The 14,024-nt window shown below is 35.5% G+C and carries 12 protein-coding genes; 1 reads left to right on the top strand and 11 read right to left on the bottom strand.

Annotated elements, in window-relative coordinates; translation table 11 throughout:
- Nucleotides 1–8: 8 nt before the first annotated feature.
- From LEGAS_RS03535 to LEGAS_RS03500, 8 genes are all read right to left on the bottom strand, one after another.
- Entirely contained in the window at nucleotides 9–917 is a 909-nt protein-coding gene (locus LEGAS_RS03535) for a glycosyltransferase family 2 protein (protein WP_013231429.1), read from the bottom strand.
- Nucleotides 877–1,995, bottom strand: coding sequence for a glycosyltransferase (locus LEGAS_RS03530; RefSeq protein ID WP_010016855.1), 1,119 nt, complete (start codon nucleotides 1,993–1,995; stop codon nucleotides 877–879). The genes LEGAS_RS03535 and LEGAS_RS03530 overlap by 41 nt, the downstream gene beginning before the upstream one ends.
- The gene (locus LEGAS_RS03525; protein ID WP_010016856.1) at nucleotides 1,988–3,139 is read right to left on the bottom strand and encodes a glycosyltransferase; all 1,152 of its coding nucleotides are present in this window, start codon (nucleotides 3,137–3,139) and stop codon (nucleotides 1,988–1,990) included. The genes LEGAS_RS03530 and LEGAS_RS03525 overlap by 8 nt, the downstream gene beginning before the upstream one ends.
- Nucleotides 3,132–3,755 (bottom strand): sugar transferase, encoded by a 624-nt coding sequence (locus tag LEGAS_RS03520; protein WP_010016857.1) that lies wholly within the window; start codon nucleotides 3,753–3,755, stop codon nucleotides 3,132–3,134. Before LEGAS_RS03520 ends, LEGAS_RS03525 begins: the two co-directional genes overlap by 8 nt.
- 38 nt (nucleotides 3,756–3,793) lie before the next feature.
- Nucleotides 3,794–4,558 (bottom strand): CpsD/CapB family tyrosine-protein kinase, encoded by a 765-nt coding sequence (locus LEGAS_RS03515; RefSeq protein ID WP_013231428.1) that lies wholly within the window; start codon nucleotides 4,556–4,558, stop codon nucleotides 3,794–3,796.
- Nucleotides 4,559–4,576: 18 nt separating this feature from the next.
- Nucleotides 4,577–5,464 carry a YveK family protein gene (locus LEGAS_RS03510; protein WP_013231427.1) on the bottom strand — a complete coding sequence of 296 codons (888 nt, stop codon included), beginning with the start codon at nucleotides 5,462–5,464 and terminating at the stop codon, nucleotides 4,577–4,579.
- Between the two features lie 30 nt (nucleotides 5,465–5,494).
- Nucleotides 5,495–6,262: a tyrosine-protein phosphatase gene (locus tag LEGAS_RS03505; protein ID WP_010382710.1), complete on the bottom strand. Its 768-nt coding sequence runs from the start codon at nucleotides 6,260–6,262 to the stop codon at nucleotides 5,495–5,497.
- A gap of 154 nt (nucleotides 6,263–6,416) precedes the next feature.
- Nucleotides 6,417–10,745 (bottom strand): glycoside hydrolase family 70 protein, encoded by a 4,329-nt coding sequence (locus LEGAS_RS03500; protein WP_013231426.1) that lies wholly within the window; start codon nucleotides 10,743–10,745, stop codon nucleotides 6,417–6,419.
- A gap of 237 nt (nucleotides 10,746–10,982) precedes the next feature.
- Here LEGAS_RS03500 and LEGAS_RS03495 point away from each other — a divergent pair, with 237 nt between their 5' ends.
- Nucleotides 10,983–11,810 carry a helix-turn-helix domain-containing protein gene (locus LEGAS_RS03495; protein WP_013231425.1) on the top strand — a complete coding sequence of 276 codons (828 nt, stop codon included), beginning with the start codon at nucleotides 10,983–10,985 and terminating at the stop codon, nucleotides 11,808–11,810.
- A 369-nt stretch (nucleotides 11,811–12,179) separates the two neighbouring features.
- Here LEGAS_RS03495 and trmD read toward each other — a convergent pair whose 3' ends face one another.
- Genes trmD through LEGAS_RS03480 form a run of 3 tightly spaced genes read right to left on the bottom strand, consistent with a single transcriptional unit; the run spans nucleotide 12,180 to nucleotide 13,947 of the window.
- Entirely contained in the window at nucleotides 12,180–12,905 is a 726-nt protein-coding gene (gene trmD / locus LEGAS_RS03490; protein ID WP_010386556.1) for a tRNA (guanosine(37)-N1)-methyltransferase TrmD, read from the bottom strand.
- Nucleotides 12,905–13,426 (bottom strand): ribosome maturation factor RimM, encoded by a 522-nt coding sequence (gene rimM, locus LEGAS_RS03485; RefSeq protein WP_010386558.1) that lies wholly within the window; start codon nucleotides 13,424–13,426, stop codon nucleotides 12,905–12,907. The genes trmD and rimM overlap by 1 nt, the downstream gene beginning before the upstream one ends.
- Nucleotides 13,423–13,947 carry a methylated-DNA--[protein]-cysteine S-methyltransferase gene (locus LEGAS_RS03480; RefSeq protein WP_013231424.1) on the bottom strand — a complete coding sequence of 175 codons (525 nt, stop codon included), beginning with the start codon at nucleotides 13,945–13,947 and terminating at the stop codon, nucleotides 13,423–13,425. Before LEGAS_RS03480 ends, rimM begins: the two co-directional genes overlap by 4 nt.
- Nucleotides 13,948–14,024 lie beyond the last annotated feature (77 nt).

Below are 14,024 nucleotides of genomic sequence, written 5' to 3'. Positions count from 1 at the left end.
TTTTTCCCTCATCTTTTTTTCCAATAGTAATAAATAATAATTGCTGGTAATTTCAAAAGTCTTTCAGTAAGTGTATCATGTCCAAACTCAGTTTTAATTTCATTACCGGTCAAAGTATGTATAAATTTTTGATTAGACAACTTATAGACATTGAAAGCTAGTGCGTTTTTAATCTTATACTTTAGTGATATAACTTTAACATTTTCAAGTAGTCTATAATATTTCATTAGTCCCACCGGAGATTGAAGTCTCATTAGTCTCCCGCGTTTGCTCAATCCGTCATCTTGATAGCCCCCAACTACAATTGTATATGATATATTTACTGTACTATACAGTAGAGCCACATTTGTCCAAAGCCAACCTTCTGGAAAAAATTTTTCCTTATTTTTATATACCGGAAAAGGAAATTTTTTAAAAACAGATGCCCTGATGGTTTCAGCAAAGTCACCCGCAATAGCTTTTTTTATTCTGTAATCTAAGTCAGATCCAGAATAAATTTTTTTAGGAAACTCACCAAGTTTAACTCCGGATTGATTTACTTGCTCAAATACAACTGTTGCATACTCTTTATTCTTATACACGGAATCCCAGTAATGCCTAATAGCGGCTACAGCATCAGGAACCAAAATATCATCACTATCTACAATAGTAATGACGTCTCCAGTTATGTAACTATGCGCATAATTCAGAGCTGTATGTTTACCACCATTTTCTTTTCTAAAATAGTTAATTCTAAAGGCATTTTGTTTTGTTGAAATTTTTTTAATTACTTCAAAAGTATTGTCTGTACTCCCATCATCAATAATAAGCCACTGAAAATCTTGGTCTGACTGTTTTCCTAAACTATCATATAATTTTTGTAAAAGCTCAACACGATTATATGTTGTTGTGAGTACTGTAATATTTATTTTCAACACCGTATACCTCTCTTAAAATAGATTGGAAATGAGAAATACTATTTTTCGTTTTTACGTTTTCTTTTGCCATACATGATTTTTTAGCTAAATAGGTTTCGTTACTTAACAGTTGAATAATTTCAGCAGACATTTCTTTAATTGAATTTGATAACATACCAACATCCTCATTTACCAAGTCTACAACACCACCAACTGGTGTTGCAACGACAGGATTTCCTAGTAGCTGTTCTTCAAGAATGCTAAGACCAAACCCTTCCCATTTTGAAGTAGACACACCTATCTTGGAAGATTTAATATAAGGGTATGGGTTAGAAGTAAATCCAATTAACTCAATGTTATCAGTTAACTCATTATTCCATATAAATTTCTCAGTCTTTTCTCTTAAAGGACCATCCCCAAGTATATTAGCCTTAACATTAGGAAAAACTTTAGTAATTAATTTAACTATCTCTAAAAACATGATAGGATTTTTTTGCTCAACTAATCTTCCAACATAAATCAAATCAGATCTTGGAGCAACAAACATATCAGCCTTTCTTAAAATAATAGAATCATTGACTATGTTCTTTAAAATTAAGACATCTATATTCTTTTTAATGTACTGACTAAATATATATTCATCAATAATTGACTCGGAAACTACTATAATTTTATTATATTTAGGAATACTCCATCTATATAATAATGGTAACAGTCCGAATCTCCGCATTCGAGGATCATTATTATGAAGATGTGAAATCACAAATCCACCATAACTGTGTATGTAACTTGCATTTCTGGCAATCATGATACTTGCTCTAAAATCATGAGCATGTACTATAGTTGGTTGATTATTCTTAATTACATTATAAACTGTCTTAGATGTTAATTTTTTAATTACAATATGACGAATATTAAATTCTTTTAAAATTTTGTCAATCGCTCCTGAAGGAGAAACATACACATGCTCACAATCATTTATTAACGTAGCTATATTAATTACAACATTCTCAGCACCAGAATAATTTCCAGTGTTCAAAAAATGAAACACAACCTTTTTTGACTTATTTAATCTTACTATTTTATCTTGCTTATTCATAAATTTTCTTCATTTCATAATCAACTTTTCTTTTGTCAAAATTAATCAGCTCGTCATTATCTATTGTATTTTTTTTATAATTGTATTTCGATTTTTCAAATATAATAGCAGCAAGAATATTTGGGTCGCTCGGTGGGAAAGTTTTACCTATTGACTTATTTAATATATAGTCCCGTATACCACGTATATTACTTCCAATAATGTATAGTCCAGCAACAACTGCTTCTAAACCAGCAACACCAAGGCCTTCTTGAAACGATGGAAATATAGATATATCACTAGCATAATTAATATCATGTACATCCGAGCGGTAACCTAATAATTTAAAATGTTCACCAAAATCAAAACTTTCAGCAAGTTCGTTAAGCATTGCACCATTCGCACCGGTTCCGGCAATAATGTAATAAATATTTTGTCTTTGTTCTGGCGTCATTTCTTTTAAAGCTTGCAACACAACTCTATGATTTTTACGATCACTTAACTCACCAACTGATGATATCAAAAAAGCGTCTTCTGGAATATTTAATTCTTGACGTACTCTTTTTCGTGCTTCCTGCTTTTCTTCATCAGTTACACGCCATGCTTTTTCTACATCAACGCCTATGCCATTAATTTTAACAATATGTTTGGCATGCATATGTTTCTTAGCAAGAGTATAATCTTCATCATTAATAGTGATCAGCGTATCTGTTATGAAGGAAAACAACCATTCCAGCGGATAGAAAACGAGCCAACCACTCTTAGGTCCACCTTTAAAGAAGTGAAAGCCATGTGCTGTATAAATTGTTGGCACCTTAAATTGTTTTGCAACAAGGCGACCTAAAATGCTACCTAACGGTGAATGTACATGAGTGAAAGTGAAGTCATATTGTTGAAACAATCGACGCAGTTGCTTAATCGAACGTAAGTTTCCCTTTAAAGAACCCATACGCCTTTCAAAGTCAATCTGATGCGCAATAACATCATGATTAATCATCCACTGTTTAAATCGTTCATCCTCTTCTGATGACATAGATCCAAAGTCTACCATATTTGTAGCAACATGAACTTCATAACCTAAACCTTGCAAAATTCCAATATTGCGATGATTAAATTGTTGAATCATATTAGCCTTTGCTGCTAACATTAATACTTTCTTAGTCATGCTTCACCACGTCTTTACCTGCATCATCAATATCTGTTTCCTTGAATATACCATCACGCTTCATAACAGATACAAACGTTTCAACAGTTAACAACATGTCTACTCTAAAACTTAGATGTGCTGCATACTTAGCATCATAAGCAGCCTTATCTTCATCAGAAAGATTATTACGACCGTTGACTTGTGCTAATCCTGAAATGCCAGGTAAGACTTGATCAGCACCATTATGTTTACGTAGAAATAAAACTTTTGAATCTGTTTTAGCTAAAGGACGTGGTCCAATAAAACTCATATCACCTTTAATAATGTTCATTAATTGTGGCAATTCATCTATCGAAGTTTTTCGAATGATCATACCAAAAGGTGTGACATAACTGGTAATATCATCGAAATCTGAGTTTGCTTTTACCGGTGCCTCATCTGTCATCGACCGAAATTTATATAGCAAAAAAGGTTTAGAATTCATACCGTATCGTTCTTGTCTAAATAAGGCGGGTCCCTTTGAAGTAAACTTTATAATTAGCCCGATAACAATTAGTGGGATAAATAAAATAATAGCCATTGGAACAGCAAGTAATAAATCAAGTACTCTTTTAACAACTTTTTTATACAACATTGCGGCTCTCCTGTATCTCATCTCTCATAGATAACTAATTATTTAGCTGTAGTATCCCCGTATCCATAGCCATATCCATAACCGTATCCAGCACTCCCCTTCTTTTTACGGTTCATATCATTATAAATAAATCCAAGTACTGGTGATCCAGCAATTTTTAGAATGTCATTGGTCCGTTGTAATGCCCCCTTAGTCGTCTTATCTGCGCTGACCACAATAGCAACACCATCCATTTTACTCATCAATACTTGCGCATCTGTTACCATCAAAAATGGCGGTACATCGAATATGACCAAATCATAATGTGCTCTTAATTCACTAATAAGCGTCGTCATACGTCCTGAACCTAATAGTTCAGCTGGGTTAGGTGGTACAGGACCCGAAGTAACGACATCCAACTTATCCATACTTGTTTTATGGATAATCGCTTGGATGTCACTGTTAGCATCTGCCAGATAATTGGTTAGGCCATGGTTATCAGTAATGCCGAAAGTTACCGCAACAGTTGGCCGACGTAAATCAGCATCCACTAATAAAACTTTTTTACCCTGTTGCGCGCAAGCGACAGCGAGATTAGCTGTAATAGTTGACTTACCCTCTGATGGCAGTGCGGATGAAATAAGTAGTGTCTTGACATCCCCCTTGGCAACAGATGCAAATTCAATGTTTGTTCGCAATGTTCGAAACTGTTCTGAAACTGGATTTTTAGGCTCTGCTGCAGTAATTAAACGTGCACCCTTAGTCATTGTTTCAGTTGATAATCTATCGCGTCCAGTTTGTGATCGTTTTTTAAAAAAAGCCATAACTGTGTGTCTCCTCTATCACTCTCTATTTAAGCGACTCACACGTGAGCGTGAGTGATTACCAGTAGAACGATTCTCTGCCTGCATATATGCCACATCAAAATGCTTCATAGCCTTAATATGGCCAATGACACCTAAGTTAGTCATGCCAAATAGTTCTGTCACCTCATCTGGTGACTTAACTGTTGTATCTGACAACTCACGAACTAATGCAATCAAAAATGTTAGACCTCCCAAAATCACAAGACCGGCTAAAGTAAACAGTTTTTTATTTGGACCAACTGGACTATCAGGTGTTTTCGCTGAATCAATAATAGAGACATTATTGATTTTCATAAAATGACCAATCTTATCTCTAAATGAGTCAGCAACAGTATTAGCCACCAATGCGGCTTGCTTTGGATCGTTTGACTTCACATTGATAGCAAATACTTGTGAATTCTGTTGATTACTAATAGAAACCATCTTTTTCAGGTCATCAACTGTGAGATTATATTTCTTTTGCGATGATGCGCGCGTCACTTCTTTTTGTTCTGGTGTGATAAGTCGACGGGTACCATCAGCAAGTGTGTCAAATACTGCCGGTTGATATTTTTGCACAACAATGCGATCTGGTTTCTTTAAGGTATTTGATACATCCCCCAAAACATTGCTTGAGGTAACCAAGTTTTTATAGGTATTAATAATTTGCACATCAGCTTGCTGATCAGATAAATTCGCTGTTGTTTGTGCATTGTCTGTTGTCCGGTTGACCAACATACTAGTTGAAGCGATATAAGTAGGTGCTATAAAAAATTTAGCGATACCAAACCCAACAGCACCACCAATAATTGCCATTAAAACGAGCATAAAAAAATATTTACGGATAATATCCCATAATTGGCGTAGTTCAAGTACGTTATTCATTAATTTGTTTATCCTTTATAATTATGTATTTTAGAAACCATTAAAAAAATGACGTTTGACAATCATTTCAGGAATTAATTTTTCAACATTATTTCCATCTAAAATCGCCTCAGCATTTTTTTCAAACATTTGCTGATACTGCTTTCCTAAATTAGTTCCTAATTTATGAAATGCCTGACGCATTTCATATTCACGATTTGGTAAGTCATGCGCATCCGAGACAAAGACATGGGCTAAATTATGGGCTACAATGGCTTCCGAAAATTTCTCAACTTTTTTGCCAAAAGTACCGACATATGAACTCGCGGTGACTTGAGCAATTGCACCTTTTTCAATCAGATTGAATAAAATATCTGGTTGCGCCATTATCTTCAAATTACGCTCTGGATGTGCAATTTGCACACTAATGCCTCGTTGCATGATATTAAATATCATATCATCACTATATGTGGGCACATCATCATCCGGAAATTCCAACAATAAATATCTATTATCTTCATCAGCAAACAAAATATCATCATTATCTAACGCATCAATCAGCCCACCATTGATACGTACTTCCTGCGAAGGAAAGACTTGCAATGGAATCTTTTCTTTATCTAAGTGCGCTTGAAATTCTTGAGTTAATCGGATAACATCTGCTTTGTGGTTCATGTAATGGCCATTCATGTGATGAGGTGTCATCAAAGCTGCTTCTATTCCATCTTCAACTGCTTCATGTGCCATTCGTAAGGATGCGCGTATTGACTTTGAACCATCGTCAATGTTTGGTAACAAATGACTATGTAAATCGATCATATTTTCTCCCCGCCACACTGCATACTGTGCTCAATATAGATTAATACTCACTTATTTAAGTATACCGATTATGCTAGAGCAATCATATTACATAATTATTACAAAAAAAAGAAGCACATATTTGTGCTTCTCGATTCTAATAGACGCTAACAGATCAATCTACAGCATTACCTGCATTATCGAAGTAAATTTTTCGACCATCGATTTGTACAGATTGGTTCGAAACCCGTTCACCTGAATCAGCATCATAATAATGCATATGACCTGCTTCATCAATATGCGTACCGCCCTTGAGTTGTACACCGTTATCATTGAAGTAAAGAACTTGATTATTAATTATTTGTTCTCCTGTTACGGCATGCCCCTGATTATCCAAATATAACCAAGACCCATCTGGTAATTCAGCAAAATCATTTGTTAGTTTTTGACCATTAATACCTGCATAATAGCTTATTGTGCCATCACTATTTTTGACTTGGTCATTTTTGACTTGTTCGCCATTCTGGTTAAAGTACACTTGGGCGCCATTAATTGTCTGTTCCCCTGTCAAAGCAACACCTTGAGCATTCAAGTACAACCAGGCACCATTATCCAAACGTTTGAAATCGTTTTTGATTTGCGTGCCATCATAATTGAAATACAAGATTTGACCGTTGATATTTTGTTGACCAGTAACAGCAATGCCTTGGGCATTCAAATAAATCCATGATTTATTTGCTAATTCTTGCCATGTATTAGTCAATAAATTACCTGTCTGACCATCGAAATATCGCAAATTACCCGCAGTATCTCTGATGTCAGTTCCCTTAACCTGAACGCCATTTTGATCAAAATATTGCTCAGATGTCGAACCATTATCTGCAGTAATTGTTGTTAATCCAAGCGCCATATGTCCGTCCGCAAAGAAATAACGCCAATTATTATCAGGTCCTATATAGTATTGATTTGTAACTGCCTTGCCAGTCTTGTTGTAATAATATTGATTTTGACCGTCAGACAAGTAAGCATCTTGTAATTCAACGCCATTAGGCAAGAAATAATACTTTTTACCATTAATTTGTTGCGTGCCAACAACCATGTATCCATCATTGTCGAAATAATACCAATTTGTATTATCTTGAATAAAGGTATTCTTCGCCTGATAACCACTCGTTGAATAAAATGATGTCTTACCATTCTCATCAGTTGTAAAACCAGTGCTTGTTTTTTCACCTAACAATTGTTTAGGTAAGAAATCGTTATCACTTGACACATTAAAGTATTGGTTTGTTGCCCAATCCTTTAGTACATACCAAGCACCACGACCTTGAATATTTGAGCCATTAAAGTACTTAGCTGACCACTCTGTGATTTTAACATTTGGATTCATTGGCTTACCTGTAGAAATTTGCTTTGTTTCAAACAGAGTCGGATAGTCTGCCTTCAATTGATCCAAGAATGCGCCGCCATACTGTGCCTGGTATTGACCACCACCAATTGTTGATGAATCATATAAAGTATGGTTGATGACAGAATCAGCGTCATCTTTTCCAGAACTATTTGTGCGATCTGCTGTCACAATTTGTTCCCCTGGTAAATTATATATTTGATCAGGCACCCAATCGTTAATGGCTTGAATCCCTTGTGCATGTAAAGCTCTCAAAGTATTTACCAATTGATCAGCTGTCCCATACTTCGTGGGTGTATTGTAACCAATGTCATAGCGATCGGTAAATGCGTAACCATTTTGAACAATTGAGTCTAAGAAACTTGTGTCCGTACTTGAACGGTATTGCGGTGCTAATTCAAAAGAAGTGATCCCAAGACTCTTAAACAATGCCGCATTTTGTACTATTTTGACGTTAGTATACTCGTCGGCATTGGTTGGCATGGCTTGAAAATTAGAAAATCCTTCATAGATGACTTGAGAATCTAACGCTGCATTAGAATGATAAGTCGCACCATCTGTTGAAGTAGTCTTACTACTTGTTGTTCTCACATCTTGATTGTCACTAGCACCAACAGGTACCCATGCAGCAAGGTAACCAGAAACTTGCGGATCGTTGATACCATACACCATATCTGATTTGAAAATCAATTGTCCCAAATCATTTGTACGAACAATTGGTGCCCCAGCATCATTATTATAAATTTTCAAACCATCTTTAGTACTTAACATTAAGGCGCGATAATCTTGATTTTTATGCGCAGCCCCCATATTCAACACAACTTGTTCATCGTTATTTAGATTCAAATCAGTCTTGTTACTAATAACCAGACCAATGCCTTCTGTGCGTGTCTCAGCATTGCCAGCATCTGTCGCCTTCATAGAACCGGTTCCATAACGGACCGAAGTCAGTACGCCTTGATTATCATGTAGATAAGACATGCCCATACTTTGACCACCAGAAACGTACTTTACACGAGACTGCAATAGTGAAGTAATCGCATCATAATATGGTGATTTTTTAGCCATATATTGCCCATCATCAGTATATAAATCACCATAATACACACGTGGAATTGTATCTTTATTAGTTAATAATAATGCATAAGAAGATGGTATATTATAAGCAGTGTATTCTTTATCCGCTTTTAATTCATCTGCATTATATATTGCAAAAGCTTTCTCAATTTCATCAGGTGTAACCGTTAAGCCATCTGATTTAGGATTGATTTTATCTTTGACAATTTGTGCAATAACTGTTTGTACTTCACTATCATGTGCACGGATAAACGAGTAATTTGGTTGCGCTGTATTTTCTGTTGCATCTTCTGTACGATTAACCAAGCTATTCGTAATAGTTTGTTCTAAACCACTTCGTTGGCTAACTGGCACATTTAACGCATATTTCAAGCCAAGATGAATTGGAAAATCCATTGTTAATTGATTATTGCCATGTGCTTTGATATAAGCGGCATCTTTGGATTCCCAATCTTCTAAAATTGAGAGATGCGCATTGGCTTGACTATCACTTTGGTCTATTTTATAAGCTGCTTTGAAGTAATCGCTAGCAATTTGTAACAAGTCAGCATCCACGTTATCAACAGCATCAACTCGGTAACCATCAAAATTAGCAGTTGGATCATTTTGTGTGATGGTTCCAATGTTCATCATGTAGTACAACCAATTTAATTGTTCAGCTTGCACAACTGGATTTGAATTATCCACATCGTTAGCTAACAACATCTCATAGCCACCTTGTTGTCCAGAATCAGTAATTTGACCTTTTTGATTAATCGGTGTGCGGTTTAATAATCGGTCATCTGAATTTGCATCTGGTGTCTTGTCACTGTTAACATATAGCAACGCCCCACCTTGAAGATGATCATTTGATTTAGATTCACTTGTAATATTCCAGTTTGGTTGCGTCTTAATCCATTGACTGATATCTGTTTTTAACCAATCAGTATTGCCAGATAAACTAATTCTCTGTTCAATATTTTTTTGGACTGACATCGCATGATTTGTCAGGTCACTTGTTTGCGAATTATTTGAAATGGCCACATCATCTTCTAGAAGTCCAAGTGACTGCATATATTTGAGGTAAGCAATTTGTGTATCTTTGTCAGGCCACCATGACATTAACAATGGTCGAAAATCAGTTGCCATTGATGGTGTCCATGTAGTACCTGCTTTTAAAATGTCCTTAGGTCGATACCAACTACTAGCTGTCAGGTAACCATCAACATTTGTGAAGCTATCCGATTTTAATGAATATGCAGCGTTATGTTCATTAGCTATATTTGTCAGGCCTTCAACATATTGACGATCATTTGATGTCAATTCACCAGTTGTCTTATCAAAATAAAGTACTTGGCCATCAATGACAGCGGTAAAATTCTTCTTAATTTGACCATCATCACCTACAAAATAGGTTTTTCCATTAATTTGTTTGATATTTGGTGATGCGCTTTCTACTTGATCCAGTTTTTGCGCATCACTTTTATTTGTTGTTGCTGTTTTTGAAGTGGCCTCAACTGGTTTGTCTGCTTTTTTGGTATCAGTTGTTTTGTAAACTGTTGCTGCTGTTTGCGTGTCGCCTGTTTTGGCTGTTGTTGGTACTATTGCCGTGTCTTTGGCTGGTGCTTCAACTGGTTTATCTACTGTCGGCACTGTCGTGTCTTTGGCTGGTGTCTCAACTAGTTTTTCTGCTGTCGGCACTGTCGTGTCTTTGGCCGGTGCCTCAACTGGTTTGTCTACTGTTGGCACTGTTGCCGTGTCTTTGGCCGGTGTCTCAACTGGTTTGTCTGTAACTGGTTCTACCGACTTTTCCACCACTTGTGGTGCTGTTTTATCTACAACTGTTGGTGATGGGTTGGGTTGATTTTTTGTAGAATCTTCTTTAACAGCCATTGTCGTGCTATTTGTATCTATTGTATCAGCACGACTATCAGATATTGTAGCGCCGAATATGGCTAAAGAAAAGATTCCAGCTGTCACCAGTATTTTCCCTGATTTATACAATTTCTTGCGTTCACATACTAATCTTTCATTCCTCATTCCATTGCCACCATTCTTCCCTTTTCTGATGCTGTTCTTTAAAATTCCATTACATTTTTTAGGAATTTTACCTACTTGTAAAAGTTATTAACCTTTACCATGTCATTCTACAACGCATACTGTGCAGTTTTTCACTTTATTCAATATTGATTATCCAATAATGAATAAGTCGAAATTATGTCAAAATGCAGGATAATAATTAATTGTTATATTTTTTACAAACAGAAAGGAAATACTATGCAAAAAGATGTCACTTTCAATTTAATCAAGGAACGGCGTAAGATCAAAAATATCTCACAAAGTGAATTAGGTAGGATAATCGGTTCACAGGCAATGGTTTCAAGAATAGAAAACGGTCAGATACTACCAAACCTTCAAACCATTCATCTTATTTGTAAAACATTGGATCTTACAGTCGAAGAATATTTTTACACATATTATAAAATTGGCACAGATATGACTGATTTTAGAAATGATCTCGATGAAAAATACATGTCTACTGATACGACAGCTTTAGAACAGCAATATTCAGACATAAAAGCAACCAACATGCTAACACTTAAACATAAGCACCAAATGCTTATGATACAAGCAACCATCTATCATAAGGCATTCAAGTTAGCATCATTAAATGATCAAAATTTCCTTTTAAAATATTTTGATCAAATCATGAGATGGCAACTCTATGATATTTATTTATTAGAATGTACATTAAATATGATGCCTTCTGAAAAAATAAAACCATACATTTCTGATATTTTAGTGCAATACATAAGAACAGAAAATAAAGTGTATGCGAATGATATCATTCTGACATTAATTGTCAAATATTTAGAAAGCAGTATTGTGCAAAAAAAAGATGTGATTACTGATTGGATACTTTTAAAATTAGAAGACTTAAAAATCAGAGAAAATTCAAATTCCAAAATATGGTTTTTGTTTTTAATTGCACTATATCAGCATGATACAAAAAAAATAAATCAAGCATACACCGTCACAGACTATTTAAACGCCCCTTATCTTAAAAAAAAATTCAATCTCATTCAATCGATTTACTTGAAATAACACTACTGATAATTTTTTGATATCTCAATATTAAAATGATGATTTATTCATTTTTATCATTTCATATAAAAAATATAATAAGCTTTAAATGTGAAAGCCCTAAAATATTATTAAATATTTTAGGGCTTTCGTATTGATATATATTTGATATTAATCACTTAACAGTCTCAAATCAAAAAATAACAATCATATTAATGATTGTTATTGAAAAATAAAGATTATTTTAACACATATTTCAGATGTATATCGCGTTACTGTGATATACATCGTCACGGTATCGCGCTTTACCGCCACTTCGCTGAGATAAGTCACGGTATCGCGCTTTACCGCCACTTCGCTGAGATAAGTCACGGTATCGCGCTCAAGCGCTTACTCGTGCTTTACATCATCTAGTAAATCGCGTTCTTTGTTGGTGAGTTGGCGTTTTTCTAGTAAATCAGGGCGGCGTTGCCATGTTCTTCGTAACGACTCTTTTAGTCGCCATTCAGCGATTTTTGCATGATTACCACTCATCAGTACATCAGGTACTTTACGGCCACGAAATTCTGCTGGTCGCGTATACTGAGGGAACTCTAACAGATCATTTTGAAATGAGTCTTCATCAGCACTGACATTATTACCCAATACATCAGGTAAAAAGCGTGCTGTAGCATCAATAATAACCATTGCGCCAAGTTCACCACCAGTCAAAACATAATCGCCTAACGATATTTCATCATCAACTAATTCACGAATACGCTCATCGTAACCTTCGTAGTGTCCCGCAATAAATGTCAAATGTTCTTTTTGGGCTAACTCTTCGGCTACATGGTGATCGAATTTACGACCTGCTGGGTCAAGCAATACGACATGCCCTTTGTCACCAGCTTGTTTTTCAACAGCAGCCATTGCATCAAAAATTGGTTGTGCCATAAGTAGCATACCCGCACCGCCACCAAACGGATAGTCATCAACATTGTTATGCTTGTTTTCAGTATAATCACGAAAATCTGTCACATGAAAATCTAAGGCACCTTTATCAATCGCTTTACCTAAGATTGACTGTTTTAATGGTGTAAACATATCAGGAAATAAACTTAAAACATCAATTCGCATTAATCCAGCAGTCCTTCCAGTGCATCAATGGTGACTAATTTACCAGCAACATCGACGTTTTTGACAACATCATCAATCATCGGAATCAACGCATCCGACTGGCCATCACGTGATACAACCCAGACATCATTTGCCCCAGTTTCCATGATTTCAGAAATAACACCAATGTCATTATCTTCCAAATCAATTACCCGGCAACCAATGATTTCGTTATAATAATATTCATCATCACCTAGCGCTTCACGTGCACCACCAATAACATAGATATCATGTGTTTTATACTTTTCAATTTCATTGATGTTTGTCACACCTTCAAAAAGAACCAACCACATATTTTTATGCATACGAGAATCCTGTACTTTAACAGGTACAAAACCTTGCTTCGTATCAATTTGCAATTCTGCGCCTTTTTTAAAACGATCGGCCGCAAAATCTGTAATTGCCATGATTTTTACTTCACCACGGATACCATGCGTATTAACAATCGTGCCAACTTTAAAATAATTTTCTGTATTTGTCATAATGTTATTATATCAGATTTTTCAGTCAGCTTACTAGCCATCATGGCTTGATCTAATTGCCTTAACTTTTGTTTCATCTCTGACCCATAACGGTATTGACCAACACCACCACTTTTAGGTAAGATACGATGACATGCATTAATAATTGTCAAAGGATTTTTCCCAACGGCTGACGCTACTGCGCGAATCGCGGTTGGATGATTGGCACGAATGGCCAGTTCCCCATACGTTAGGGTTTCATTCGGTAGCATCTCATGCATGGCAGTCCATACATCACGTTGAAATGGTGTCCCTTTCAAATAATTAATTTTTAACTGTGAAAAATCACTTGCCCTACCAGTCACATAGCGTTGAAAATCAATTATTTCGATTAACGTCGCTCGCATGACTTGTTCATTTGGATAGAACAAATGAAATTCTTTCACACCATCAATAGCGAGACTCACAAATACAAGCGCATCATCTTGTTTAAAAATTGTCAATTGCCTATCCAAAAATGCCATTGTGTCATAAATTATCATATTTTATTTACTCCTATTATTTAATCATAGTAGTCATCTAAAAATTGTGAAAAATAAGGTAAGGCTAGACTAATTAA

Source organism: Leuconostoc gasicomitatum LMG 18811, from assembly GCF_000196855.1.
In the GTDB taxonomy this organism is placed as follows: Bacteria; Bacillota; Bacilli; order Lactobacillales; family Lactobacillaceae; genus Leuconostoc; species Leuconostoc gasicomitatum.
This window is presented reverse-complemented; position numbering and strand designations above follow the sequence as displayed.